This window comes from Pseudomonas sp. QD4 (assembly GCF_049199125.1).
GTDB lineage: Bacteria > Pseudomonadota > Gammaproteobacteria > Pseudomonadales > Pseudomonadaceae > Aquipseudomonas.
Window position 1 is genome coordinate 502,768 of sequence record NZ_JBLZOM010000002.1, and the last position, 24,439, is coordinate 527,206.

The 24,439-nt window shown below is 62.6% G+C and carries 22 protein-coding genes; 11 read left to right on the plus strand and 11 right to left on the minus strand.

The window, feature by feature from the left end; translation table 11 throughout:
- Positions 1 to 11: 11 nt before the first annotated feature.
- The gene (locus ACOZJV_RS13165; protein WP_078473219.1) at positions 12 to 509 is read right to left on the minus strand and encodes an MFS transporter; all 498 of its coding nucleotides are present in this window, start codon (positions 507 to 509) and stop codon (positions 12 to 14) included.
- A gap of 100 nt (positions 510 to 609) precedes the next feature.
- Between ACOZJV_RS13165 and ACOZJV_RS13170 the strand changes: the two genes are divergently transcribed.
- Both ACOZJV_RS13170 and ACOZJV_RS13175 read left to right on the plus strand, forming a co-directional pair.
- Positions 610 to 2,664: a S9 family peptidase gene (locus tag ACOZJV_RS13170; RefSeq protein WP_421547794.1), complete on the plus strand. Its 2,055-nt coding sequence runs from the start codon at positions 610 to 612 to the stop codon at positions 2,662 to 2,664.
- 102 nt (positions 2,665 to 2,766) lie between these two features.
- Positions 2,767 to 3,240, plus strand: a complete 474-nt coding sequence (locus ACOZJV_RS13175; protein WP_020300514.1) for a cyclic nucleotide-binding domain-containing protein — start codon at positions 2,767 to 2,769, stop codon at positions 3,238 to 3,240.
- On the opposite strand, the gene ACOZJV_RS13180 is transcribed toward ACOZJV_RS13175, so the two are convergent.
- Positions 3,237 to 3,542 (minus strand): hypothetical protein, encoded by a 306-nt coding sequence (locus ACOZJV_RS13180; RefSeq protein ID WP_020300513.1) that lies wholly within the window; start codon positions 3,540 to 3,542, stop codon positions 3,237 to 3,239. The genes ACOZJV_RS13175 and ACOZJV_RS13180 overlap by 4 nt on opposite strands.
- A 76-nt stretch (positions 3,543 to 3,618) precedes the next feature.
- Between ACOZJV_RS13180 and ACOZJV_RS13185 the strand changes: the two genes are divergently transcribed.
- From ACOZJV_RS13185 to ACOZJV_RS13200, 4 genes are all read left to right on the plus strand, one after another.
- The gene (locus ACOZJV_RS13185) at positions 3,619 to 4,305 is read left to right on the plus strand and encodes a spermidine synthase (RefSeq protein WP_020300512.1); all 687 of its coding nucleotides are present in this window, start codon (positions 3,619 to 3,621) and stop codon (positions 4,303 to 4,305) included.
- Positions 4,306 to 4,356: 51 nt separating this feature from the next.
- Complete coding sequence (locus ACOZJV_RS13190) at positions 4,357 to 4,719, plus strand: YajD family HNH nuclease (protein WP_020300511.1); 363 nt, start codon at positions 4,357 to 4,359, stop codon at positions 4,717 to 4,719.
- 133 nt (positions 4,720 to 4,852) lie between these two features.
- Positions 4,853 to 5,320 carry an RNA methyltransferase gene (locus tag ACOZJV_RS13195; protein ID WP_007926908.1) on the plus strand — a complete coding sequence of 156 codons (468 nt, stop codon included), beginning with the start codon at positions 4,853 to 4,855 and terminating at the stop codon, positions 5,318 to 5,320.
- Between the two features lie 81 nt (positions 5,321 to 5,401).
- Positions 5,402 to 5,779 carry a YgaP family membrane protein gene (locus ACOZJV_RS13200; RefSeq protein WP_020300509.1) on the plus strand — a complete coding sequence of 126 codons (378 nt, stop codon included), beginning with the start codon at positions 5,402 to 5,404 and terminating at the stop codon, positions 5,777 to 5,779.
- Positions 5,780 to 5,844: 65 nt separating this feature from the next.
- Here the strand turns inward: ACOZJV_RS13200 and ACOZJV_RS13205 are convergent, their stop codons facing one another.
- Positions 5,845 to 7,083 (minus strand): hypothetical protein, encoded by a 1,239-nt coding sequence (locus tag ACOZJV_RS13205; RefSeq protein ID WP_421547795.1) that lies wholly within the window; start codon positions 7,081 to 7,083, stop codon positions 5,845 to 5,847.
- Positions 7,084 to 7,137: 54 nt separating this feature from the next.
- Positions 7,138 to 7,587 (minus strand): YcgN family cysteine cluster protein, encoded by a 450-nt coding sequence (locus tag ACOZJV_RS13210; RefSeq protein ID WP_020300507.1) that lies wholly within the window; start codon positions 7,585 to 7,587, stop codon positions 7,138 to 7,140.
- Between the two features lie 277 nt (positions 7,588 to 7,864).
- Between ACOZJV_RS13210 and ACOZJV_RS13215 the strand changes: the two genes are divergently transcribed.
- Positions 7,865 to 8,458 (plus strand): nitroreductase family protein, encoded by a 594-nt coding sequence (locus ACOZJV_RS13215; RefSeq protein ID WP_020300506.1) that lies wholly within the window; start codon positions 7,865 to 7,867, stop codon positions 8,456 to 8,458.
- A gap of 160 nt (positions 8,459 to 8,618) precedes the next feature.
- Here the strand turns inward: ACOZJV_RS13215 and ACOZJV_RS13220 are convergent, their stop codons facing one another.
- The 5 genes from ACOZJV_RS13220 to ACOZJV_RS13240 all read right to left on the minus strand — a co-directional run bounded on the left by ACOZJV_RS13220 (position 8,619) and on the right by ACOZJV_RS13240 (position 13,366).
- Entirely contained in the window at positions 8,619 to 9,551 is a 933-nt protein-coding gene (locus tag ACOZJV_RS13220) for a D-2-hydroxyacid dehydrogenase (protein ID WP_421547796.1), read from the minus strand.
- Positions 9,552 to 9,677: 126 nt separating this feature from the next.
- Positions 9,678 to 9,971: a YcgL domain-containing protein gene (locus ACOZJV_RS13225; RefSeq protein ID WP_078473215.1), complete on the minus strand. Its 294-nt coding sequence runs from the start codon at positions 9,969 to 9,971 to the stop codon at positions 9,678 to 9,680.
- On the minus strand, positions 9,968 to 11,101 hold the full coding sequence (rnd, locus tag ACOZJV_RS13230; protein WP_078473214.1) for a ribonuclease D: 1,134 nt from the start codon (positions 11,099 to 11,101) through the stop codon (positions 9,968 to 9,970). The genes ACOZJV_RS13225 and rnd overlap by 4 nt, the downstream gene beginning before the upstream one ends.
- A gap of 122 nt (positions 11,102 to 11,223) precedes the next feature.
- Positions 11,224 to 11,904: a class I SAM-dependent methyltransferase gene (locus ACOZJV_RS13235; protein ID WP_421547797.1), complete on the minus strand. Its 681-nt coding sequence runs from the start codon at positions 11,902 to 11,904 to the stop codon at positions 11,224 to 11,226.
- A gap of 82 nt (positions 11,905 to 11,986) precedes the next feature.
- Positions 11,987 to 13,366 carry a glutamine synthetase family protein gene (locus ACOZJV_RS13240; RefSeq protein WP_421547798.1) on the minus strand — a complete coding sequence of 460 codons (1,380 nt, stop codon included), beginning with the start codon at positions 13,364 to 13,366 and terminating at the stop codon, positions 11,987 to 11,989.
- A gap of 487 nt (positions 13,367 to 13,853) precedes the next feature.
- Here ACOZJV_RS13240 and ACOZJV_RS13245 point away from each other — a divergent pair, with 487 nt between their 5' ends.
- The 4 genes from ACOZJV_RS13245 to ACOZJV_RS13260 all read left to right on the plus strand — a co-directional run bounded on the left by ACOZJV_RS13245 (position 13,854) and on the right by ACOZJV_RS13260 (position 18,019).
- Positions 13,854 to 14,630, plus strand: coding sequence for a transporter substrate-binding domain-containing protein (locus ACOZJV_RS13245; RefSeq protein WP_421547799.1), 777 nt, complete (start codon positions 13,854 to 13,856; stop codon positions 14,628 to 14,630).
- Between the two features lie 171 nt (positions 14,631 to 14,801).
- The gene (locus ACOZJV_RS13250; protein ID WP_078473209.1) at positions 14,802 to 15,986 is read left to right on the plus strand and encodes a cyanate transporter; all 1,185 of its coding nucleotides are present in this window, start codon (positions 14,802 to 14,804) and stop codon (positions 15,984 to 15,986) included.
- Positions 15,987 to 16,002: 16 nt separating this feature from the next.
- Positions 16,003 to 16,914 (plus strand): DMT family transporter, encoded by a 912-nt coding sequence (locus ACOZJV_RS13255; protein WP_421547800.1) that lies wholly within the window; start codon positions 16,003 to 16,005, stop codon positions 16,912 to 16,914.
- A gap of 166 nt (positions 16,915 to 17,080) precedes the next feature.
- Positions 17,081 to 18,019 (plus strand): LysR family transcriptional regulator, encoded by a 939-nt coding sequence (locus ACOZJV_RS13260; protein WP_078473254.1) that lies wholly within the window; start codon positions 17,081 to 17,083, stop codon positions 18,017 to 18,019.
- Positions 18,020 to 18,129: 110 nt separating this feature from the next.
- Here ACOZJV_RS13260 and ACOZJV_RS13265 read toward each other — a convergent pair whose 3' ends face one another.
- Positions 18,130 to 21,006 (minus strand): filamentous hemagglutinin N-terminal domain-containing protein, encoded by a 2,877-nt coding sequence (locus ACOZJV_RS13265; protein ID WP_421547801.1) that lies wholly within the window; start codon positions 21,004 to 21,006, stop codon positions 18,130 to 18,132.
- Positions 21,007 to 21,357: 351 nt separating this feature from the next.
- Positions 21,358 to 24,390, minus strand: a complete 3,033-nt coding sequence (locus ACOZJV_RS13270; protein WP_421548319.1) for a GLUG motif-containing protein — start codon at positions 24,388 to 24,390, stop codon at positions 21,358 to 21,360.
- Between the last annotated feature and the right edge of the window lie 49 nt (positions 24,391 to 24,439).

Here is a 24,439-nt window from a genome sequence, read left to right on the forward strand (position 1 = left end):
CCGGTACAGGCTTACAAACGCGGTTCGACGCGCGACCGCTGGGGACTGCCGGAAACCGGAGGGCGACCATAACGATCGTCGCCGGCACCGCCAAAGGGTTGATCATCATCACGCTCGGCGGCCTGGGCAGCGGCCTTCGCGGCTTCGTTGCGTTCCTTGCGTGCAGCGGATGCACGTTCGATCGGCCAGCGGATCAGCACAAAGACCAGGTACAGGCCAAAGGCGATCATGCCGTACATGAGCAGGTCGGAAACCGCGCGCCAGGCGTTGTTGCCCACCTTGAACGCCAGGTCCAGGGCGGTGATGGCCACGGCCGGAGCGTACTTTTCCTTGACCGGGTCAATGATGGTCGGGCAGAACAGCAGCACCGCCACCACCACCCGCAGCGGTTCGCGCAGCCAGCGCCACATCCAGCGGGTCATGCGCATGCACACCAGCAGGCAGCCCAAGGCGGCAAAGGCGTAAAGGCCCCAGGCGATCAGATAGTCGTTCTCGGTCATGGTGTCCATGGCAAGGCAGGCAAAGAGGCGCTTATGATAACGGCTTTTCGCATGTCAGGCTGCAACGCCGTCTGCCAAGCCCTCATTTGTCATCCCCCGAGAGCCATTCATGCCCCTATCTGCCAACGCCACCAGCGCCCCGATCGCCCACAAGGCCGAAGGTTCTGACCCGTACGCCTGGCTGCAGGAACGCGACACCGACGCGGTGCTCGACTACCTCAAGGCTGAAAACAGCTACCAGGAAAGCGCATTGGCCGACCAGGCCGCGCTGCGCGAGACTCTGTTCCAGGAGATCAAGGGCCGGATCCTCGAAACCGACTTGTCCCTGCCCTCGCCTTGGGGCCCCTACCTGTATTACACCCGCACCACCGCCGGCGACGAGTACGCACGGCACTACCGCTGCCCGCGCCCGGCCGACGACAGCCTGAGCGTCGACGAAAGCGCCGAACAGCTGCTGCTCGACCCCAATGAACTGGCCGGCGGCGGGTTCTTTTCCCTGGGCGCCTTCAGCATCAGCCCCGACCACCAGCGCCTGGCCTACAGCCTCGACACCACCGGCGAAGAGGTCTACACCCTGTTCGTCAAGGAGCTGTCCAACGGCAAGCTCAGCGAGCTGGCGTTCGAAGACTGCGACGGCAGCATGACCTGGGCCAACGACAGCCTGACCCTGTTTTTCGGCGAGCTGGACGACACCCATCGCCCGCACAAGCTGTACCGCTATCGCCTGGACGGCACCGCGGCCGAAGAGGTGTTCCACGAGCCGGACGGGCGCTTCTTCCTGCATTGCTACCGCGCAAGCTCCGAGCGCCAGTTGCTGCTGTCCCTGGGCAGCAAGACCACCAGCGAAGTCTGGGCCCTGGATGCCTCGCGGCCGCAAGAGGCCTTCGCCTGCCTGGCGCCACGGGTCGAAGACCATGAATACGATGTCGACCACGGCCTGCTCGACGGCCAGTGGACCTGGTTTATCCGCAGCAACCGCGACGGCATCAACTACGCCCTGTACCAGGCCCCGGACCAGGGCCAGGCACCTGAAGAAGCCGACTGGCAATTGCTCATCCCCCACAGCGACACGGTGATGCTCGATGGCCTGAGCCTGAACGCTGGCGCCATGACCCTGAGCCTGCGCGAAGGCGGCCTGCCGATCATCGAGGTGCACCCCGACGGCCTGCCCGCCTACCGCGTGCAACTGCCGGATGCGGCCTACAGCCTGCATGTGCAGAACACTCTGGAGTTCGTCAGCGATCGCATCCGCCTGCGCTACGAAGCCCTGAACCGTCCGGCACAGGTGCGCCAGCTGATACTGGCCAGTGGTGCCCAGAGCGTGCTCAAGGAGACTCCGGTACTGGGCGTGTTCGACCCCGAGGCCTATGTCAGCAAGCGCCTGTGGGCCAGCGCTGCGGACGGCACCCAAGTGCCCATCAGCCTGGTGATCAAGCGCGAAGCCCTGGGCCAGCCGACGCCGCTGTACCTGTATGGCTACGGCGCCTACGGCGAGAGCCTCGACCCCTGGTTCTCCCACGCCCGCCTGAGCCTGCTCGACCGCGGCGTGGCCTTTGCCATCGCCCACGTGCGCGGCGGCGGCGAACTGGGCGAGGCCTGGTACCGCGCCGGCAAGCAGGAACATAAGCAGAACACCTTCAGCGACTTTATCGCCTGCGCTGAACACCTGATCGCCGAAGGCCTGACCAGCCCCGAGCAGTTGGTGATCAGCGGCGGCAGCGCCGGCGGCCTGCTGATCGGCGCGGTGCTCAATCAACGCCCCGAGCTGTTCAAGGCGGCGATTGCCGAGGTGCCGTTCGTCGATGTGCTCAACACCATGCTCGACCCCGAGCTGCCGCTGACCGTCACCGAATACGACGAATGGGGCAACCCCGAGGAGCCCGAGGTCTTCGATCGGATCAAGGCCTACGCGCCCTATGAAAATGTCCGGGCCCAGGCCTACCCGGCGACCCTGGTGATCGCCGGCTACAACGACAGCCGCGTGCAGTACTGGGAAGCCGCGAAATGGGTGGCCAAGCTGCGGGCCAGCAAAACCGACGACAACCTGCTGCTGCTCAAGACCGAGTTGGGTGCCGGCCATGGCGGCATGAGCGGGCGTTACCAGGGATTGCGTGACGTAGCACTCGAATATGCATTTGTTTTGAAGATTCTGGGCCTGGCCTGAGGAACTCCCGCCGGCGGCTGTGTCTTACATTGCACCGCCGGCTCCTTGCGCGATCAAGCGCGCCCGGCCCCGCTACAGACACAAGAAAAAGACCGTGACGATATGTCTGAACCGACCTTACTGAACAACGAGATTCGCGACTGGCTGATGGATTGCGGCCTGTTCGATCAACTCCTGCCCGCCGACTTCGTAGCGGCGGCCGGCTACTTCAGCATCAGCAGCATCGCCCAGGGTGAAGAAATCTTTCACGAGGGCGACGCCGGCAGCTTCATGTGCATCATCCACTCCGGCCAGGTGGCGGTACAAAAACGCACCAGCGACGGCCAGCCCGTGACCATCGCCACCCTGCGCAGTGGCCGGGCGTTCGGTGAAATGGCGGTGCTCGACGGCGAGCGACGCTCGGCCAGTTGCGTCGCCGCCAGCGATTGCCAGCTGTTGAACCTGGGCAAGGACTCCCTGGAGAAGATGCTCAACGATGCGCCGAAAATCGCCGCCAAGATCATTCGCGCCATCGCCGTGTCGCTGTCCAGGCGCCTGCGCATGGCCGACGGGCAACTGCTCTCGCAACAGTTCTAGCCGCCTGGCGTCTTGCTCTTGTTCTCGCTTTGCTCAAGGCCCGGCAGGGTCTGGTCCTTGGGCGGCTTGGGCATGTCGATCGGCGGCAGCAACGGCGCGCCGCCATGGGCCCCGGCCTTGGGCGTGCTGGGTGGGGTGACCTGCGGGTAGGGGGTCGGGGTGGCCGTGCCGGGTGCGCCGATCGCCGGCGTCGGGGTCACCGGGACGCTTTGCAGCTCCTCGGCCTGCAGGCCGCTGATCGACAGCGCCGCACTTAGCAAGAGCGCGCCGCGGGCAATGACCGTTAGAATAGTGCGCTTCATCAATGGCTCCATCGCAATTATCAGCCGTCAGGCTACTCCCAACCGGGCCGATTTGCCTTCCTCTAATGAGACCCTCATGAAACGTTTCGTTCTGCTCGACACCACCCCGATTCCTGAAAACGGCGGTGCCCTGTGCCTGTTCGAATACGGCGAGGATTTCGTGATCAAGATCCAGGGCGGTGACGGCGGCCAATTGATGAACACGCGCATGCACGGCTCCGAAGACGCCCTGGCGGAGATTCCCTGCCGCAAGGTCGCCGGACGCCCGGGCTCACGGGTACTGATTGGCGGCTTGGGCATGGGCTTCACCCTGGCCTCGGCCCTCAAGCACCTGGGCAAGAGCGCTGAAGTGGTGGTGGCCGAGCTGGTGCCGGGCGTCGTGGAATGGAACCGCGGCCCCCTGGGGGAAAAATCCGGGCGCCCGCTGCTTGATCCCCGCACCGTGATCCGCCTGGAAGATGTGGCCAAGGTGCTGCAAGCCGAACCCCAGGGTTTCGACGCCATCATGCTCGACGTCGACAACGGCCCCGAAGGCCTGACTCAGAAAGCCAACAGCTGGCTCTATTCCGCCGGCGGCCTCGCGGCCTGCGCCAAGGCCCTGCGGCCCAAGGGCGTGCTGGCGGTGTGGTCGGCCAGTGCTGACAAACAGTTTTCCGACAAGCTGCGCAAGGCCGGCTTCAAGGCCGAGGAAGTGCAAGTCTTTGCCCATGGCAACAAGGGCACCCGGCACACCATCTGGATTGCCGAGAAGCTCAAGGGCTGAGCTAAACTTCGTCCATTACCGTCATTAGTCTTCCTAACTAAAGGTGAACCCATGAGTTCGACCAACACCTCCAAACTGGACCGCATCCTCGCCGACGCCCAGCGCGACCGGGAAATGGGTTACCGCGACAAGGCCCTGAAGATGTACCCCCACGTCTGCGGGCGCTGCGCACGCGAGTTCGCCGGCAAGCGCCTGAGCGAACTGACCGTGCACCACCGCGACCACAACCACGACAACAACCCGCAGGACGGTTCCAACTGGGAACTGCTGTGCCTGTACTGCCACGACAACGAGCACTCGCGCTACACCGACCAGCAGTACTTCGGCGACGGTTCCCTGAGTTCCCCGACCATCGCCAAGGCCACCCACAACCCCTTCGCTGCGCTGGCAGGGTTGATGAAGAAAGACGAGTAAGCCGCCCGTCCGGCCGGGCGCCATGCCCGGCCTGCCCTGCAGATTCTTTTATGACGAGGGCGCTTGCTGCCCCCGCCCCCAGACCCGCGTCGATCCCCGTATAATCGCGCTTTTTCTCGAAGGCTCCCCGCTCGTGGCAAACAAAAGGTACAGCTGCATTGGTTTGTATAACCCCAAGTCGCCGGAGAACGTCGGTTCGGTGATGCGCGCCGCCGGCTGCTATGGCGTCGCCTCGGTGTTCTACACCGGCAAGCGCTACGAACGGGCCCGGGACTTTGTCACTGACACCAAGAAAGTGCATCAGGACATCCCGCTGATCGGCATCGACGACCTGAAGAAGATCCTGCCCCTGGGCTGCGTGCCGGTGGCAGTGGAGTTGGTGGAAGGCGCCCGTTCGCTGCCCGAATACACCCACCCGGACCGCGCGCTGTACATTTTCGGCCCGGAGGACGGCTCCCTGGACAAGGACATCCGTGACTGGTGCGAGGACGTGGTGTACATCCCGACCACCGGTTGCATGAACCTCGCCGCCACCGTCAACGTGGTGCTTTACGACCGCCTGGCCAAAGGCAACAACACCCGCTCCGGCCCCAAATTCTGAGCCACCGCCCGCACATTGAATGGAACAAGCGACGCCCTTGTGCAGTCAGCTTTATATCCATTACCCCTCTGGAGACAGATCATGAGCGACAGCAACCGAATTCAACGCATCGACTCCACCCCGTTTCAAACCCTGCCTGAGCAGAACGTCCAGGGCTGGGAGCGTATCGGCTCGCTGGCCGGTGGCGTGGTGATGATGGGCAAGGGCCTGCGCCGTGGCGGCGTATTCGGCCTGATCCAGGTGGCCATCGGCGGGGTCGCCCTGGCTCGTGGCATTACCGGCCACAGCTCGGCAAAAAGCCTGCTGGAGAAAAGCCGTCAGGACATGAACAACGTGCGGGCGAAAATCGAACGCGCAGGCGAAGAGCTGAAAAACCTCAAGGCCAATGCCGAGGCGGCGACCCGTACAGCGACAGTCACCGGCAATGAATCGCTGAAGTCCCCCAAAGCCGGGGTTTAAGCCCTGACACCTGACACCGGCCCGCCGCGCTTGCTGCGTGGGCGCCGGGCTCAGGCTTGGCGGGGTCAGTGCAACAGGTCGGTATCCAGCACCGTCGACGACTCTCCCAGCACGCTTTCACTGATCTGCACAAACTCCTTGGTGCTGACGCTTTCCAGGCGCATCAACGCGCCCAGCACATCATCCAGGGAGCGCTTGTTGCGGGTCTTGAGGCGGATCTCGCGGTCCAGTTCCTGCAGCAGCAACACCGCCTTGGCCACCGTCGCCTCATTCACCTGTTCCCCTCGCAAACTGCTGACGGCGTGGCTGCGCTTGACCAATCCACGCTCCAGCGTCTGGTAACGCTCATCGCTGATGCCGCCGGCGCGGCGCAGCAGTTCGATCGAGTAGTACTCGGCCAGGCCTTCGCTGATCCAATCGCTGCGCTCGCTGTCGTTGATCCGCGCAATCACCTGCACCAACTCACGCAATAGCGGGCTGTTGCCATTTTCGCTGATCAGCGGCAGATGGCTGTGCAGGTAGATCGAGTCGCGCCCGGCCAGGCTGCCGCGCCACATGGGGTCGGCGGCGCCGACAATCAGCAGTTTGTCCGGATGCCGTGGAAACAGCGCCTGCACCTGGGGCCAGACAAAGGTCAGCAGGGTCAGGACATCCATGCGGCGCATGCCCTGGCTCAGGGGCGAGGTGACCGTGACCTCGGTTTCCCCCAGGCGTGTGCGGCGGCTGCCAAGGTTGCCAGCCAGCATCCAGCCGCTGGGGCGATCGAACAGGCGTGAGGGGTTGTCGATGCGAAAACGGTTCTTGCCGATGCGTGGCCAGGCGGTTTCGACGCTTTTCCAGCCGCTGGGCAATTCAAACTCCAGCCGCGAAACCAGCTCGATGCCGTCCTGCTGATCGAGCTTGGCCGCCGGCACCAGGCTTTCACCCCGTAACAGCGCCCACTTGGCAGTCATGCGGCTGTCGAAACTGCCCTTTTTCGGGCTGTGGCTGATGCGTACCCGATAACTCAGGCTGGCCTTGCCGCTGGCCGGGCGCCAGACCCCGCGTTGCTCGGCCCCGGCCTGGGGCGCCGTGCCCTGCCATTGGCCGTCGGCCTGGAAGTCGCTGTAATCACCGCTGCGGCCCAGGTCGAAATCCAGGCTGCGCACCGCCGCCCCATCGGCCAGGGTCAGGCGCACTTCGGCCTGATCGCTCTGCGGCAGGAAACGCACGTGGTAATCCAGATCAACTTTCTTCGCCGCCCATACCGGCGCGCTCAACACCAACGCCAGCGCGGCCAGCGACAGCCTTGCCCCAACAGCCATACACACTCCTTCGTGGCTCATGCAGGCCGCAGATCGCAGCCTGGACGCCGGGCATCAGCCGGCGCGAAAAATCAGATGATCTTCCCAATCGTCTTCGGCGACACTGCCTTCGGCGAGCATGCGCCCGGACTGGGAAATACGCTCATGGTGCACGGCATCGCGATCGCCGCAGACCAGATGGTGCCAAAGCGGCAGGTCCTTGGCTTCGCTGACCAGACGATAACCGCAAGTCGGCGGCAACCATTTGAACTCGTCGGCCTTGCCCGGGGTGAGCTGGATGCAGTCCGGCACCGAGTCGCGGCGGTTGGGGTAATCGGTGCACTGGCAGGTTTTCAGGTCCAGCAGTTTGCAGGCGATACGCGTGTAATAGACGCTGTTGTCGTCCTCGTCCTCAAGCTTTTGCAGGCAGCACAGGCCACAGCCGTCGCACAACGACTCCCACTCCTCCTGATCGAGTTGGTCGAGGGTCTTGCGTATCCAGAAGGGTTCTACTTTGGCGGCCATGGCTCAAGCATCAATATCAGGCAGTGAAAAGGCCGCCAGTCTAGTGCCCGCGGGCCCTGGGGCCAAGCGCTGGCGACTGTCGGTAGATCAAGACTTGTCAGGCGATACGCCGCGCAGTAGCTTTGCGGGTCGTAACGGCCCATGTCCGCGTGCCATTAACGCTCGACGCGTCGCACCCGGTGAATGGCAAAGGGTCAGGAAAACCTCATCGCCCAGCTCAACTGCGCCAGCCGGTTTACCCCACATTCGATTATCACAGCCCGTCAGGAGTCGTTTTATGAGCGCCAACCCACGCGTCGCCGAATATGCCATCCACCCTCAGTTCACTGATCGCTGGTCGCCCCGCGCCTTCACCGGCGAAACCATCCCCGAAGAAACCCTGCTGAGCTTTTTCGAAGCCGCACGCTGGGCGCCATCGGCCTACAACTCGCAGCCATGGCGCTTCCTCTACGCCCGTCGCGACACGCCGAACTGGGAACGTTTCCTGGGCCTGCTCAATGAATTCAACCGTGGCTGGGCGCAACACGCCTCGGCCCTGGTGATCGTGATTTCGAAAACCACCTTCACCGCGCCCGGCGCAACCGAAGAAACCCCGGCCCTGTGGCACACCTTCGACACCGGTTCGGCCTGGGGCCACCTGGCGCTGCAAGCCAGCATCAGCGGCTGGCACACCCACGGCATGGCCGGTTTCGACCAGGAACTGACCCGCAAGGAACTGAAGATCCCCGAAGGGTATGACCTGCACGCCGCCGTGGCCGTGGGCAAGCTGGGCGACAAGGCAACCCTCGCCGAGTACCTGCAAGCCCGCGAAGAACCAAGCCCGCGCCGCCCATTGCGCGAGCTGGCGGCCGAGGGTGAGTTCACCCTGTAAATCGACGCCAACATCCTTCTGGCCATGTCATGTAGCCGCTGCCGAGGCACGAGGCTGCGCTGGCCAGCATGCATGCCGTGGAGTATCAGGCAATGGCGTGTTGTTTGAACGGGCCAGCGCAGCCTGCGGCAGCGGCTACGGTAGCCGCTGCCGGGACGGGTCAATAACCGCGGTTGAAGTCCACTTCACCGCGCAGCGCCTGTTCACTCTGGTAGGCCCGCAGATTATCGACGAACAACCGCACCATCATCTCCGGTGAAGTCGGCGCCGAGCTGTGGCCCGTCAGCAACAGGCCCCAGGCCGTCCAGAATGGATGGCGCTGCGGCAAGGGCTCCTGACGGCAGACATCAATCACCGCCCCCGCCAGATAGCCCTCCTTGAGCGCCTCCACCAGATCCGCATCGACCACCGCCACGCCGCGTCCGACGTTGATGAACAGGCCGCTGGGCTTGAACTGCTTGAACAGCGTTGCGTCATACAGATCGTGGGTTTCCGGGGTATTGGGCAGCAGGTTGATCACGTAATCGACCTCACCCACCAGGCGTCCCAGGTCCTTGAGCGCCGCCACTTCAACGAACGGCGCCTGCTCCCGGGCTTCACTGGCGATGCCATACAGCTCCACGCCAAACGGCACCAGGAATTGCGCCACGCTCTGGCCGATATCGCCGGTGCCGACGATCAGCACCTTGCGCCCGGCCAGGCTCTGGCCCATGCGGTTATCCCACTTGCGCTCAACCTGGCTGACCAGCCGCGCCAGCACTTCACGCTCGTGACCGAGCATGTAAGTGAGCACGTATTCGGCCATGACCTGGCCAAAAATCCCCACCGCCCGGGTCAGGCGGTAATGACGCGGCAAGCCGTCGGCGAGCAACGGGGTGATTCCGGCCCAGGTCGATTGCAGCCACTGCGGCTGATGGCCCTGGCGCAACAGGGTGGCCAGCAGGTCCGGCTGGCCGAGCCAGATCGGGCAATCGGCGGCCAGGGTCGCCAGTTCGGCGGAGTCACCGCTGGTCAGCACTTGCAGTTCGGGAACGGCCTGGCTCAACAAACGGGCATAAATAGCGTGATCGTGTTCGGCAATCAGAACGCGCATGGTTCAAACCTATCAAAAAGGCGCGGGTGACCGCCGACGGAGTCTTGCTCCATCGCTCGCGGCCACCGCCAGATATTCAATTCCATTATTTCTCGATGCCCTGGACAGAGCATCTACAGGCATCCATCACATCGGGTCATTACGGCGCAGCAACTCTTCGGGCAAATGCTCGATGTATTCGTCTTCGGCCGGCGGCATCTGCAGGTGGTAGCCCTGCTTCTCCAGGTTCTCCAGCACTTGGTGGATATCCTCGCGCGACAGCTTGCGCTCGGGGCTCAGCACCAGGTCGAAGGCGTGAAACGGCTTGCCAAAGGCCAGCAGCAGGTTTTCCGGCACGCGCTCCAGAGCATCGCTCTTGAGCACATACAGGTACATCTCGTTCTTGCGCGGGCTGCGGTAGATGGAGCAGATACGTTTCAAGGCTGTTCTCCGGCGGCGGCCAGGCAGTCGAGCAAGGCCTGGCCCATCAATTCGCGGCGCCAGCCACGCAACGAATCGGGCAATTGGTAAGGACCGTTGGGGTAGCCGCTCTTGAGCAGGCTTTCCAGGGTTTTCTTGCGCAGCATCAGTTCCGGCGCGATGTCCAGGCGTTCGCCTTCGGCCTGGCCGAGGGCGCGCATCTGCTTGAGCAGGGCCGAGGCTTCGATCGGCAAAGGCTCTGGCACCGCCGGCGGCCATTGATCAGGCCCGACACTGCCGGCACGCTTGATCAGGTCCAGCAGGAACTCACCGTCCTGACGCACGGTACGCGGGTGCATGTCTTCGATTTTCGCCAGGGCGCCGAGGTTGTCCGGCTGGCTCTTGGCCAGGGGCCAGAGCGAATGCTCGCGTACGATACGGTTGCGCGGCAGGTCGCGGGCACGGGCCTCGATCTCGCGCCAGGCGCAGAGTTCGCGCAACACGGCGAGTTGGGCCCGGGACAGTTTCCAGGCCAGTTTGGCGTCGCGGTACACCTCGTACGGGTCCACTTCGCGGCGCAGATTGGCCACCAGCTCGGCGCCGTCTTCGAGCACCCAGCTGTATTTATCGGCCGACAATTTGGGCTGCAGTTGTACATACACTTCGGCCAGGTGCACCGCGTCTTCCGCGGCGTAGCTGATCTGAGTTTCCGACAGCGGGCGTTGCAGCCAGTCGGAACGGGTCTCGCCCTTGGGCAGTTCAATCCCCAGGACCGACTGCACCAGGCGCGAATAGCCCATGGAGAAGCCCAGGTTCAGGTAAGCCGCCGCCAGTTGGGTGTCGAACAAAGGTGCCGGCAGGCTGCCAGTCAGGCGCAGCAGGACTTCGAGGTCCTCGCTGCAGGCATGCACCACCTTGACCACGGCCGTGTTCTCCAGCAGCGCCGCGAGGGGCTGCCAGTCGTCGATGGTCAACGGGTCGATCAGGTAAGCGCGCTGGCCGTCGCCAATCTGCAACAGGCCGGCGATGGGGTAGAAGGTGTCGACCCGCATGAATTCGGTGTCGAGGGCGACGAATGGCAGCTGCTGCCACTCGGCGCAAAAGCGGCCGAGGCTATCGTTGTCGCGAATCCAGTGAATATCGATGGCCACACGGCTCTCCCTTGAAGAATGGCGCGCAGTATATATCGCCACCGGCAACTTCTGAGCACTGACTCGACGAGGCACGTGCGAAATTGCCTTACAGAGCCCAAGAATAGTCTGAGATAACCGGCTCACCCCTGCTTGCGCAGCACGTAAATCCGTGACGCGGCGCAGCCGGGAATGAAGTCATGGTGGCTCAACACCTCAAAACCGGCCTGCTGGAACTCGGCCTCCAGCTGCACCTTGCCGGCCAGCTGCGGCGCGCCGTCCGGAACCAGGCTGCGGGGCTTTTCGAGGAGCCTTTGCAGGGCGGTGCAACGGCTATCGACCCGCGCCGCGACGATCACCGCATCGCGACTGACCCGGTGCAACTCGCGCAACAGCGCCAGGCGGTGTTCGCCGCTGACAAGGTGTTGGAACAACTGCAGGCAGCAGATGCAATCCACCGCATTGGCCGACAAGCCGATGTTGAACGCCGAACTCTGGAAGGGCTTGACCCGCTTGAGCACGCTGGTCGGGTGATGGGTCTGGGCGTGGTCGAGCATGTCCTGGGAGTTGTCCGCCGCCAGGATCACCCGGTTGCCATGTTCGGCCAACACCGGCCAGAAACGCCCCGCGCCGCACGCCACGTCCAGGATCAACCCCGGTTCGCCGGCCATTTTCAGGGCCTGGCGCACCAGCTGTTCACTGCGCCACAGCGCCAGGCGCCGCCCGGTTTTCAGCGGATGCTGTTGCAGGCAGTCGCGCGCGTGCTCCTGGTCGTAACGCCGGGCGAACTCACGTTCCATGGCCGATGGGGGTTGCGCTGACATGACTCGCGAACTCTTGGTGGGTGCGGGTCGTACCAGATTAACCAGGCGTTCGTGAAAAAAAGGTCGAAAGCCGCGTCCGCCCTCAGGCCTCGTTCAAATACCAGCGCCAGTCCTGCTCGCCGACCTCGCCCATGAACTGCCGATACTCCTCGCGTTTCACTGCCAGGTAGACCCCAAGGAACTCACTGCCAAAGGCATCCCGGGCCCAGGCCGAAGCCTCGAGGGCGCGCAAGGTGGTCAGCCAGTCGGTGGGCAGCAAATGCGTGGCCTGGGCATATCCGTTGCCCTCGACCGGCGCGCCGGGGTCGCTCTGCTCGCGGATGCCGCGGTGAATGCCCGCCAGGATGGCGGCGGCCGCCAGATAGGGGTTGGCGTCGGCGCCGCAGATACGGTGCTCGATGTGTCGGGAGAACGCCGGCCCGCCCGGCACCCGCAGGCTTACGGTGCGGTTGTCGACGCCCCAGGTGGCGGCCAGCGGCGCATAGCTGTTGCTCTGGAAACGCCGGTAGGAGTTGGCGTTCGGGCAAAACAGCAGCAGCGAGTCGAGCAAGGTGTCGAGCATGCCGCCCACCGCGTGGCGCAGCAGCGGCGTGCCATCGGCCGCCTCGCTGGCGAACAGGTTGTTGCCGTGCCGGTCGGCAATGCTCACGTGCATGTGCATCCCGGTGCCGGCCAGGTCGGCGAACGGTTTGGCCATGAAGCACGCGCGCATCCCGTGCTTGTGGGCCACGCCCTTGACCAGGCGCTTGTAGCGCACGGCCTCGTCCATCGCCTGCAAGGCATCGGCGCGGTGTTCGAGGGTGATCTCCACCTGCCCCGGCGCGTACTCGGAAATCGCCGTGCGCGCCGGAATGCCCTGCAGCTTGCAGGCGCTGTAGAGGTCGGCGAGGAACGGCTCGATCTGCTCCAGCTCGCGCAGGCCATAGACCTGGGTCGCTCGCGGCCGGCCGCCATCGGCATCCCGTGCCGGTTGCGGCCGGCCGTTGCTGTCACGTTGCTGATCCAGCAGGTAGAACTCCAGTTCGGCCGCCATCACCGGGTAATAGCCGTCGGCCTTGAGGCCATCGATGACCTTGACCAGCAACTGCCGCGGGTCGGCCACGGTGGCCGGCAAGCCTTGCTCCGGGTGCATGCTGACCTGCACCGCGGCGGTCGGAATCTGCCGCCAGGGCATGGGCTGCAAACTGCCGCTCAGGGGGTAGGCGCGGCAATCGATATCCCCCACGTCCCAGACCAGGCCGGAGTTTTCCACGTCGTCGCCGTTGATGGTCAGGCCCAGGATGGTGCTCGGCAGCGGCCGGCCGCTCTGGTACACCGCCAACAGTTCGTCGCGGTGCAGCAACTTGCCACGCGGGACACCGTTGTTGTCGAGGATGAACAATTCGAACATCTCGATATCCGGGTGCTGCTGAAGAAAATCCTCGGCTTCTTGCAAGGGGGCAAAAGGAGTGTTGGCAGGCATGGTCATTCTCGTATTGGCGTGTCGGACGCGCGCAGGCAGCGTCGTGCAGACAGCGCTCGCCGCAGCGGGCAAACGGCTATCCGTGGGAGGGATCAACAGGCAATACGAGCATCCGGCGGGCGCGCATGGCGGCAATGCCACAGCGCCCAGAAGGCCAGTTCGGAAGGGAGAGCACAGAGTTTTGGCGCAGTGGCGGGCGTGCAGCGAGGACGGGGCTGACGGCAGGGTGCAGGCGCACCAGGCACAACCTCGGGTTTGATCGCAGCGGGCCAAGCGTCCATAGGAAAAACCGCAGACAACAGATGCCGGGCAGACTCACACGCTGCCATAAGCCGTTAAATCCACACTTGAAGAACCTTGGTTGCAAAATGGCTAAACATTGACCCGCCACTGGCCCTGAGCGGATCGAGACTTGCCCGCGCCGCGCGCTGATGCAAATAATGCCCGCGCCCTCTTCTTCCCCGGCAGCACTCAAGGATCGGACCGCATGCACGCACGTCTTTTACTCTGCTCGTTGCTCACCCTCAGCACCCCGCTCCTGGCCGAGCCCAGCGCCTCGCACCTGGACCAGGTCATCGAACGCGGCCACCTGAACGTTTGCACCACCGGCGACTACAAGCCCTACACCTACCTGCGCGACGATGGCAGCTACGAAGGCATCGACATCGCCATGGCCCAGTCTCTGGGAAAAAGTCTGGGCGTGGAGGTGAGGTGGGTGAAAACCAGTTGGAAAACCCTGATGCCGGACTTCCTGGCCAACAAGTGCGACATCGCGGTCGGCGGTATTTCGGTGTCCCTGGAGCGGCAGAAAAAGGCGTTCTTCAGCGACACCCTCGGGGTCGACGGCAAGATCCCCCTGGTACGCTGCGCCGACGTCGCGCGCTACCAGACGGTGGAACAGATCAACCAGCCTTCGGTGCGCCTGATCGAGCCACCGGGCGGCACCAACGAGATCTTCGCCCGCGCCCATTTGCCCAAGGCTGCGCTGACCCTATTCCCGGACAACGTGACGATCTTCGAGCAACTGCTGGCGAACAAGGCCGACGTGATGATCACCGACGCCTCGGAGGCGCGCTTCCAGCAAAAGCTCAAGCCGGGCCTGTGTGCGGTCAACCCCGATCGCTACCTGCAATACAGCGAGAAAGCCTTCCTCCTGCCCCGCGACGATGTGGCCTGGAAAAGCTACGTCGACCAGTGGCTGCACCTGAGCAAGGCCACCGGTTTCTATGACGGCGTGGTCAATCAATGGTTGGCCGCGCCCTGAATAGGAAACACAGCGCATACCTTTAACCGCTGCCGGGTTCATATTTCGACGTTGGGTTCGTGCAGCGGGCTCGACGTCTTATTTAGTTTTTAAATAAGCCGGCCGACTTTCTGATTTGCCCTCTTTTTACCGGCGCCGCCTAATCAGGCCCTGTTCCCTCAAGGTCTGGTTATGGAAAACGTTCGTGCGACAACCCGCCCCGCCGTCTGGCTGATGCTCAGTGTGGTTCTGGTGGCCCTTAATCTGCGGCCGTCGATGGCGGCCGTCGGCCCGTTGCTGTCGGCAATACGCGGCGATATTGCGTTGAGTTTCACCGCCGCTTCGCTGCTGACCATGCTCCCGGTCATGGCCATGGGCCTGGCGATGTTCTTCGGCATGCGCATCAGCCAGCGCCTGGGCGACCAGCGCACCGTGGTCATTTCACTGCTGATCATTGGCCTGGCCACGGTGTCGCGGCTGTTCCTCGATTCCGCCGCCGAGCTGATTCTGAGCGCGGTGCTGGCCGGGGTCGGCATTGCCCTGATCCAGTCGTTGATGCCGGCACTGATCAAGTCACGCTTTACCCACAATGTCTCGCTGTTCATGGGCCTGTACGTCACCTCGATCATGGGCGGCGCCGCCATCGCCGCCTCATTCGGCCCACTGGTGATGAGCCGCAGCGGCAGTTGGCGCCTGGGCCTGGCGATCTGGGCCGGACTGGCGGTGCTGGCCCTGCTGTTCTGGTACGCCCAGCGCTCCGCCATGCCCCGGTTGCCGGCAGCGGCGGCGGGCAATGAGTCGTTCTTCGGCAATCGCCGGGCCTGGTTGCTGGCGATTTTCTTCGGCCTCGGCACGGCGTCCTACACCTGCGTGCTGGCCTGGCTGGCGCCCTATTACGTGGAGCAGGGCTGGAGCGAACAGAACGCCGGTCTGCTGCTGGGCTTTCTCACGGCCATGGAAGTGGTGTCCGGGCTGATCACCCCGGCCATTGCCAACCGCAGCCAGGACCGGCGCCTGGTGCTCAGCGTGTTGTTGCTGCTGATCATCGCCGGCTTCTGCGGCCTGATCCTCAGCCCGCAACACCTGAGCCTGTTGTGGCCTTGCCTGCTGGGCCTGGGCATTGGCGGGCTGTTTCCGATGAGCCTGATCGTGTCCCTTGACCACCTGGAAAACCCGCGCCGCGCCGGGGGCCTGACCGCTTTCGTCCAGGGCATCGGTTACCTGATCGCCGGCCTCTCGCCGCTGCTGGCGGGGATGATCCGCGATCAGCTGGGGAGCTTCGAATGGGCCTGGTGGTCGCTGACCGCGGTCATGGCGCTGATGCTGCTGATGGTGCTGCGCTTCGACCCGCGGCATTACGCCCGGCACATTCACTGACCGACAGGACGCCCCCATGCAACCCACAAGCTTCACCAGCGCCCATATCGGCATGCTGCTCTGGGCCGTGCTGATCGCCGCCTCGTTCTTCGCCGCCGCCCAGGTCGGCCAGGGCATCGACCCGGTGCTGCTGACCGGTCTGCGCCTGCTGTTTTCGGCGTTGATGTTTTTGCCCTTGCTGCTGCTCAAGGGCTCGACACCCATGACCCGCGGCGGGCTGCGTGACCATGGCGTGCTGGGGTTGCTGCTGGCGCTGTACTTTGGCTCGCTGTTCGAAGCCCTGCGCTACACCTCGGCGGTCAACACCGGGACCCTGTTCACCCTGGTGCCGCTACTGACCCTGCTGTTCGAGGGGTTCCTGCTGCCGGGCAACAGCCTCAGGCAGCGGGTGCTGCCGACACTGATCGCAGCGGCCGGGGCCGTGCTGCTGATCGTCAAGGGCAGCGGGCCCAACGCCATGCCTTCGCTGTACGCGATGACGGTTTATGGCCTTGGCTGCCTGGCCATGGCGCTGTACTCGCCCCTGAGCCAACGCTTCAAGGCCGGCCACCTCAAAGGCCGCAGCCCAGCGGCCATGACCTTCTGGAACATGCTGTTCGGGGCGCTGTTTCTGCTGGTCTTCTGCCTGTTCAGCGGTGGCTGGCGCAGCGCCGGGCACCTGACCGTCAATGACCTGCTGTGGCTGATCTACCTGGCCCTGTTCGCCACCCTCGCCACCTTCTGGCTGCTGCACCGGGCCATCGGCGTGATCGCCCCGGCCACGGTGATTTCCTACATCTACCTCAGCACCTTGTTCCTGACCCTGTTCCACTGGGTCTGGCTCGGCCAGCCACCTTTGCCGACCGAGCTGCTCGGTGCCCTGCTGGTGGCGGGGGGCATGCTCGCCCTGATCCTGCTCAGCCGCCGCAGCACGCCCGCCCTGGGCTGAAGCGGCCGTGCACGACTTGCGCAACCCCGCGCAGGTCGTGTTCACGGAAGGTTTTGTCTCTCTGCTGTCCGCCTGCCCCAAAGCAGGCATTTAATCAGCTCCATCGCTGCGTTAGCATCAGACGCCCTTGCGTTCACCCGGCGCCAAGCTCAACGAGATGGATCTGATGCTCAACAGCAACTTGCTTAGAAAGCTCGATATGCAGGACCTCATGGTGTTTATCGCCGTGTACGAGCAGAGCAGCGTCACCGGGGTCTCGGAAAGCCTGTGCGTCAGCCAGTCGACCGTCAGCTATTGCCTGAAAAAACTGCGCAACGCCTTTGAGGACGAACTGTTCATCAACACCCGCACCGGCATGCGTCCCACCTACAAAGCCAGCACCATGTACAGCCATGTGCTGAAGATCCTCGAAAGCATCAACCTCTGCCATTCCGGGGCCCAGGCCTTCGACCCGATCCGCCAGGCCGTGACCTTCAACATCTGCGCGCCGGAATATTTCGAGCTGCTGATTCTGCCGCGCCTGCTCAAGCAGTTCGATTTCGCCGACCTGCCGGTGACGGTCAATGTGCACAAGCTGGAAACCGACATCCCCGCCGAGGAGCTGCGCAGCGGCCAGCTGGACCTGGTGATCTGCTTCGGACCCAACTTCCACCGCACCCACGCCGACTTCAAGTCGCAGATGCTGCTGGAGGACGAACTGGTGTGCGTGTTCGACAAACGCGCCAGCGCACCCCAGCACCCGCGCTTCAGCCTGCAGGCGTTTGTCGAGCGCCGTCATGTGTTCCCCACGCCCTGGACGTCGGACAGCAACATGGTCGACGGCTGGCTGGCGAGCCAGGCCCAAAAACGGCAGATCGTCGCCCGGGCCAACAGCTACGGCGCCGCACTGAAGCTGATTACCGGCACCGACTTCATCCTGACCCTGCCGCGCCGCATCCAGGCACTGCTGGCCAGCGATACCCTGTTCAGCCACTGCTCGCCCCCCAGCGGCCTGCCGGGGTTCACTCTGGATATGCAATGGAGCCCGATCACCGACCAGGACCGGGCCAACACCTGGTTTCGCGAACAGGTGGTGAAGGTGTGTGCCGAGCAGGGGTTGCTCTAGTCCCGGCCCGCTCAGTGGCCAGTAGCGGCGTTGAGCGGTGGGTTCGGGCACGCCGGTTGTGGCCACGGCGTACCCGAAGTTACAAGCCCGCTACCAGCGGGTTCTCCTCATCAGTGACTGATTACACCTTCGTTGATGCCGGCCAGCGGCAGCTGGGCCAACTCGCTCGAAACCTTGTTATCGGTCAGAGAACCGCGGTTGATACCGACCAGGCTGCCGTAGTTCTGGCCAATGTTCGCGTAGACGATAACGCGGCCCAAGGCTGAAGACTGAGCAATATGGCCCAGGTTCAAGCCGGCCAGACCACCCAGAGAGGCAAACCTACCGCCACGGACCTGGCCACTGCTCAGGGCGTTGATGATCCGGCCCTCGTTCTGTCCAACCAGGCCGCCGACAACGCTATTGTCGCCAGCCAGGACATCACCGCTGGCCATGACGTTCTGAGTAATACCACCGAAGTTATGGCCGATGAGCCCACCAATACGCGCGCCCCGACGACCTGTCACGCCGCCTGATGCCTCGGCCTGCTGGATATCGCTCTCTATGTTTTTGCCAATCAGGCCACCGATATTCGAATCGTTTTGCCCCACAACCGAACCGCTGGCCTTGACCATGAATAACACGCTGTTCTGATTCAAACCGACCAAGCCCCCGACCGTTGCTGAGCCGTAACCCACTACCACGCCGCGAGCCTCAGAATCCCTGATAACGCCGGAATGATTGGAACCGACCAGACCTCCTGCTATGCCGTTGACATAGCCGATTACCGCCGCTGATGAACGAGAGCGCTCAATACGGCCCCCCTGGTTGACACCCACCAGCCCACCAACGCTAAGGCCGCTGTAACTGTCACGACTGGCATCTTGGCCAACCCTGCCAAAGCTGGATGAATCGACAATACTCCCGCCCTTGTTGACGCCAACCAGCCCGCCCATACCGCCCGCCGCTCCCATGGTAAAAACACCTATGGGCGTGCGGACATCGACATTGGCCCAACTGTTGGTCACGGAGCCGGTAGCGACGAGGCTATGGGTGTTCTCCCCTACCAGACCGCCCGCTGCGACGGTGAATTGGTTGCCAGTCACCAACCCCGCCATGGACGAATGATCGATGGTGCCGCCGGAATTGATCCCTACCAGCCCGCCGACAATATTTTTCTGGTGGCTGTTGGCGTCCACCGTAAAGTCGCTGGCACTGACGTTGGCGATACTGCCACTGTTAAGCCCGACCAGACCGCCAATAACACTGACAGAAGCACCGGGGACATACATTGCACCGTTGATACGCATCGAGGCGAGCTGGAGGTTACTGATACTGCCGCTCGACCTGGCGAACAGGCCACCGTAGGTGCCGTTAGTATCGACGGCAAAGCCGCTGATGGTGTTGCCCAGCCCCTCGAAGACCCCGCTGAACGCCTGCCTTCCATCACCAATGGACTGGAGGTTGCCGTTGCCGTGGATGGCCTGCCCCAGGACATAACGCCCCTGCAGGTTGTTATCGATCGCTTGCAGTTGCGCGGCGTTCTGAATGACGGTGTACTCGGCACCGTTGGCGGCAAACATGGCACCTTTGCCCGCGAGGGTCACCCGACCGTTCGTACCCGAGACAAAGTTGCCAGCGTAATTGAGCACAAGACTGCTGAAGATCCCGGAAAGCTGCACATGACTGTTGAGCTTGATGCTGCCCTTGGCATCGAGCAGGACCTGAGTACCGTCCCCTTGGCCATTCAGGTTTTTATCAAGGTGAATGTCCTTGGCCGACGAAAGGATCAGTCGTTTGCCGCTGTCCCAGACGATAGCGTCGTTTACCACCACGTCGCCCTTGCTACTGGCCAGTTCGATCTCGGTCGTCGCCAGGTTGCGCGACAGCGTATCGACATGAATGGTACTGCTCCCAGGGGTGGAGACTGGATCAACCTTGACCTCGGCAGAGCTGATTTTCCAGGTGCCGGTCTGGCCGTAACCTGCCGTGGTGTTGACCCGAGTGTCTCGGTCCACCTGAGTGATAGCGCCCTTGGTCTCGATCACGCCACCATCGCCCATCCCTATCGCCGCGCTGGCGTTCAATGAACCGCCAACCTTGACCACGCCTACGTCGCCACCGTCCAGGGTGATTTTACCGGCCCTATTCGACAAGGTCAGGGCTTCGATGGCGCCCGTGTTATTGACCACGGTATTGAGCATCGCACCAGCACTTTTGGCCGTCATCAGCACCTGCCCGCCGTCGGCCTTGAGCAGCCCACCATTGCTCACCAGCGCATCGATCGCAGCGGCATCGACTTTCAGGTCCAACAGGTTGTTGCTGTCAAAGCTGACGGTGAATCCGTCCCCCGCACCCAAGGCTACGCGCCCATTTTGCGCGGTGATGGTGCCCTGGTTGTCAACGGTTCTGCCGATCAGGGCGACGCTACCGCCATCAGCCGCGGTGATGGAGCCTTCGTTGACGACCTTGCCCGTCGAAGTACCTGCAAACGTGTAGTTGCCAGCCGTGAAATCGGCGTTTTTCATGTCCTGGGTCGAGGCCACCAGGCCACCGACATTGACTTGGGCACTCTTGCTGAACACCACACCGTTAGGGTTGATCAGGAACACCTGGCCGTTGGCATTGATCCGGCCCTGGATGTTACTGCCGTTAGCGCCAATCACCCGGTTCAACGCGATGGAGGTCGACTGCGGCTGGTTGAAGGTCACCGTCTGGCCGCCCTCCACACTGAAATCGTTCCAGTTGAGGATCAGCTTGTCAGTGTGCTGATTAATAGACATCTGCTGCTGCTCGTCGTACCTCAGGATATCCGCGGTTCCAGATACCACCGTCTCTCCGCTCGGCAAGGCGAACGCGGAGGGCAGCCCGCCGATTGTCAGAGCACTGGCCACTGCCACGAGCAGGCCTTTGCCACTGCCTGCCCGCCGACGGCGACGTGCGCCTTCGTGGGTCACGTTCCAGCAGCCCTGGGCCTGATTCCACACCCATGCATAAATCTTGTTCATAACCACTCCTTTGATTAATAAAACGCCCTGAGCGGCACTCCCTCTGAGGCCCGGAGGCTTTCAAAAAAGCTGTACAGGCGCACGCAGCAGGCAAAACACAGCCCCGACTGCACACCGCTCAGTGAGTACACAAAAGTAAAAGTGAACTGCGCTGTCCTCTGTGAGATGGCACGCGTTCTGCGCCAACGCATCGGGTGGCAGCGCGATGGCCAGTTGCTTGCGGCCATCAGGGAAGAGGAGAAACAAGGCACGAGATAAAAAGCATCCGCTAGCAACCGTCACTCGATACGCCCAGCACCTGCCAGGCGTACCAAGGGGCTGCAATTGCCCTGCTTTAACGGGAGCTAGCCATCACTCAAGAATGTCACCCTGGTTGATACCAACCGGTGGCACCGAGGCCGCCAAGCCCAATGCGGTGTTATGGGCCAGGCTGCCGTAGTTGACGCCAACCAGGCCACCGTAGGTCTGGTAGTTGCGCGGAACGACGTTGATCTTGCCGTAGGCTACGGACTCCCGAACAGAGCCCAAATTCAAGCCAGCCAAGCCCCCCATGCGCGCATAACTGCCGCCACTCACTTGGCCCGTGGCCAAGGAGTTGCTGATCCACGCATTGTTCTGCCCGACCAGGCCGCCTACAGAACTCTGGTTACCGCCAGCAACATCACCGTGGGCCGATGCAGAAAAAATGGTCGAGGATTTGTTGCTATTGGTACCCGCCAAACCGCCAGCAGCGCTACTGTTACCAGCATTGACCTTACCGTGGGCTTCAACCGATAACAGGTCGCCCTCGTTGTAACCCACCAGCCCACCCACACTGCTTAGAGCTCCGCCATCTACCTTGCCCCAAGCCGCAGCCTCCGAGGTTGTGCCCCAAATGTTGTGCCCGATGAGCCCACCGATATTGGCGCTGTTACCGCCCACAACCGCACCGGTGGCTTCAGCGAATTGGATCGCGCCGCGAATGCTCTTGCCTACCAGGCCGCCGACATTGGCGCCGGAGGAATCAACCACCTTGCCGGAAGCCTTGACGTTGACCAGAGTGCCGTAGCTGTTTATGCCCACCAGGCCACCTGCAGCCATACTTCCAAAGCCGCTGACCGTACCCGAGGCGCTGGACTCAGTGATGTAGCCCTCGTTGAGGCCCACCAGGCCACCAATAACACTGGCGACATAACCCACTACGTTGACCGAGGAGTGAGATTTCCTAATTTCGCCACCCTGGTTGTACCCCACCAACCCGCCGAAGTTCGGGTCTTTCTTGTACGTGGTGAAACCGGTCCCGACCGTTCCAGCACTTGACGAGTCGGTAATCAGACCGTTCTTGTTGAGACCTACCAGCCCCCCCATACCGCCAATGGGACTGATCTGCATGGTCCCAAGAACCTGTACGTTGGTGTGGCTATTGGAGATTCTGCCCCTGCCGAACGGATTGGGACTGTTGCTGTTTTCCCCCACCAAGCCACCGACGGCGAGAGTCAAGCCATTACCGCTGACAATACCAGCCACCGATGAACGATCGATGGAGCCGCCGGAGTTGACGCCCACCAGCCCACCCAAATTGTTGTAATTATTGCTGTTGGCGTAGACCCGCTGATTAGTGGCATTGACGTTGCTGATCATCCCGTGGTTCATGCCCACCAGCCCGCCGACATAGCTGAAGCCGGCATTGGAGGTCGTGCCGTAGATGGTCATCCCCGCCAGATTGAGGTTGCTGATGCTGCCGGACGATCGGGCGAACAGACCGCCGTAAGGACCGTCTGTACTGACAGTGAAACCGCTGATGGTGTTGCCCAGGCCATCGAACGTTCCGCTGAACTCAGCGCTGCCACCAATGGTCTTGATGCTGCCACTGCCTTTGATGTCGTTGCCCAGTACATACCGGCCACCAAGGCTGCTACCGATCCCCTGCAACTGAGTGGCGTTCTGAATCACACTGTACAGCTGACCCTGCGAGTCGAACGCCGCGCCGCTGCCGGACAGCGTGACCTTGCCACCCTTGCCCTGGATATAGGCGCCGCCGTAATCCAGGCCGAGGCTGCTGTTGGTCCCGGAGAGTTCCAGCGTGCTGTTGAGCGCGATGTCTTGTCCGGCATTGAGCTCGATACGGGTTGCGCCGCCGCTGCCCTTGAGACTGTTGTTGATCTGGATATTCTTATCGGCCGCAATGCTCAAATGATTGCCGCTGGCCCAGGAAACTGCGCCGTCCACCGTGACGTCTCCCCGGCTGCTCAACTCGATATTGGTGGTGGCCAAGTTATGCGCCAGGGTATCGCCATAAACGGTGTTGTTACGTGGAGCGGAGACTGGATTGACCTTGACTTCGGAGGAGCTGATTTTCCAGGTTCCGGTCTTGCCATTGCCCGCCTGGGTATTGACCCGAGCGGCCAGTTGCACCTGGGTGACGGCGCCCTTGGTTTCGACCACGCCACCGTCGCCTATCTCTGTCAGGGCGCTGGCGTTCAATGAGCCGCCGACCACCACCACACCTACGTCGCCACCGTCCAGGGTGATTTTTCCGGCCTTCTTCGACAAGGTCAGGGCCTCGATGGCGCCCGTGTTGTTGACCACGGTATTGAGCATCGCGCCAGCACTTTTGGCGGTCATCAGTACTTGCCCGCCATCGGCCTTGAGCAGCCCGCCATTGCTCACCAGCGCATCGATCGCAGCGGCATCGACTTTCAGGTCCAACAGGTTGTTGCTGTCGAAGCTGACGGTGAATCCGTCGCCCGCACCCAAGGCTATGCGCCCATTTTGCGCCTTGATGGTGCCTTGGTTGTTAACGACTCTGCCGATCAGGGCCACACTCCCGCCATCAGCCGCGGTGATAGATCCATCGTTGATCATCCTGCCCGTCGAAGTGCCTGCAAACTTGTAGTTGCCAGCCATGAAATCGGCGTTTTTCATGTCATGGGTCGACGCCACCAGGCCACCGACATTGACCTGAGCATTGTTGCTGAACATCACACCGTTAGGGTTGATCAGGAACACCTGGCCGTTGGCGTTGATCCGGCCCTGGATATTACTGCCGTTAGCGCCTATGACCCGATTCAACGCGATGGAGGTCGACTTCGGCTGGTTGAAGGTCAGCGTCTGGCCGCCGCCCACATTAAAATCGTTCCAGTTGAGGATCAGCTTGTCAGAGTGCTGATTGATAGACATCTGCTGCTGATTGTCGTACGTCAGAATATTCGCGGTTCCAGATACCACCGTCTCTCCGCTCGGCAAAGCGAACGCTGATGGCAGCCCGCCGATTGTCAGAACACTGGCCACCGCCACGAGCAGGCCTTTGCCACTGCCTGCCCGCCGACGGCGACGTGCGCCTTCGGGGGTCACGTTCCAGCAGCCCAGGGCCTGATTCCACACCAATGCATACACTCTATTCACGTTAACTCCTGTCTTTTCCAATTAACGTCCTGCAGTCCTGCAAGACGGC

Excerpts from the sequence above, each read along its gene's own strand:
- ACOZJV_RS13265 (WP_421547801.1), bottom strand. The coding sequence starts at position 21,006 with ATGAACAAGATTTATGCATGGGTGTGGAATCAGGCCCAGGGCTGCTGG.
- ACOZJV_RS13215 (WP_020300506.1), top strand. The coding sequence starts at position 7,865 with ATGAGCGCCAACCCACGCGTCGCCGAATATGCCATCCACCCTCAGTTC.
- ACOZJV_RS13205 (WP_421547795.1), bottom strand. The coding sequence starts at position 7,083 with ATGGCTGTTGGGGCAAGGCTGTCGCTGGCCGCGCTGGCGTTGGTGTTG.
- ACOZJV_RS13200 (WP_020300509.1), top strand. The coding sequence starts at position 5,402 with ATGAGCGACAGCAACCGAATTCAACGCATCGACTCCACCCCGTTTCAA.
- ACOZJV_RS13240 (WP_421547798.1), bottom strand. The coding sequence starts at position 13,366 with ATGCCTGCCAACACTCCTTTTGCCCCCTTGCAAGAAGCCGAGGATTTT.
- ACOZJV_RS13245 (WP_421547799.1), top strand. The coding sequence starts at position 13,854 with ATGCACGCACGTCTTTTACTCTGCTCGTTGCTCACCCTCAGCACCCCG.
- ACOZJV_RS13180 (WP_020300513.1), bottom strand. The coding sequence starts at position 3,542 with ATGAAGCGCACTATTCTAACGGTCATTGCCCGCGGCGCGCTCTTGCTA.
- ACOZJV_RS13190 (WP_020300511.1), top strand. The coding sequence starts at position 4,357 with ATGAGTTCGACCAACACCTCCAAACTGGACCGCATCCTCGCCGACGCC.
- ACOZJV_RS13175 (WP_020300514.1), top strand. The coding sequence starts at position 2,767 with ATGTCTGAACCGACCTTACTGAACAACGAGATTCGCGACTGGCTGATG.
- ACOZJV_RS13220 (WP_421547796.1), bottom strand. The coding sequence starts at position 9,551 with ATGCGCGTTCTGATTGCCGAACACGATCACGCTATTTATGCCCGTTTG.
- ACOZJV_RS13170 (WP_421547794.1), top strand. The coding sequence starts at position 610 with ATGCCCCTATCTGCCAACGCCACCAGCGCCCCGATCGCCCACAAGGCC.
- ACOZJV_RS13255 (WP_421547800.1), top strand. The coding sequence starts at position 16,003 with ATGCAACCCACAAGCTTCACCAGCGCCCATATCGGCATGCTGCTCTGG.
- ACOZJV_RS13235 (WP_421547797.1), bottom strand. The coding sequence starts at position 11,904 with ATGTCAGCGCAACCCCCATCGGCCATGGAACGTGAGTTCGCCCGGCGT.
- ACOZJV_RS13260 (WP_078473254.1), top strand. The coding sequence starts at position 17,081 with ATGCTCAACAGCAACTTGCTTAGAAAGCTCGATATGCAGGACCTCATG.
- ACOZJV_RS13250 (WP_078473209.1), top strand. The coding sequence starts at position 14,802 with ATGGAAAACGTTCGTGCGACAACCCGCCCCGCCGTCTGGCTGATGCTC.
- ACOZJV_RS13185 (WP_020300512.1), top strand. The coding sequence starts at position 3,619 with ATGAAACGTTTCGTTCTGCTCGACACCACCCCGATTCCTGAAAACGGC.
- ACOZJV_RS13210 (WP_020300507.1), bottom strand. The coding sequence starts at position 7,587 with ATGGCCGCCAAAGTAGAACCCTTCTGGATACGCAAGACCCTCGACCAA.
- ACOZJV_RS13165 (WP_078473219.1), bottom strand. The coding sequence starts at position 509 with ATGGACACCATGACCGAGAACGACTATCTGATCGCCTGGGGCCTTTAC.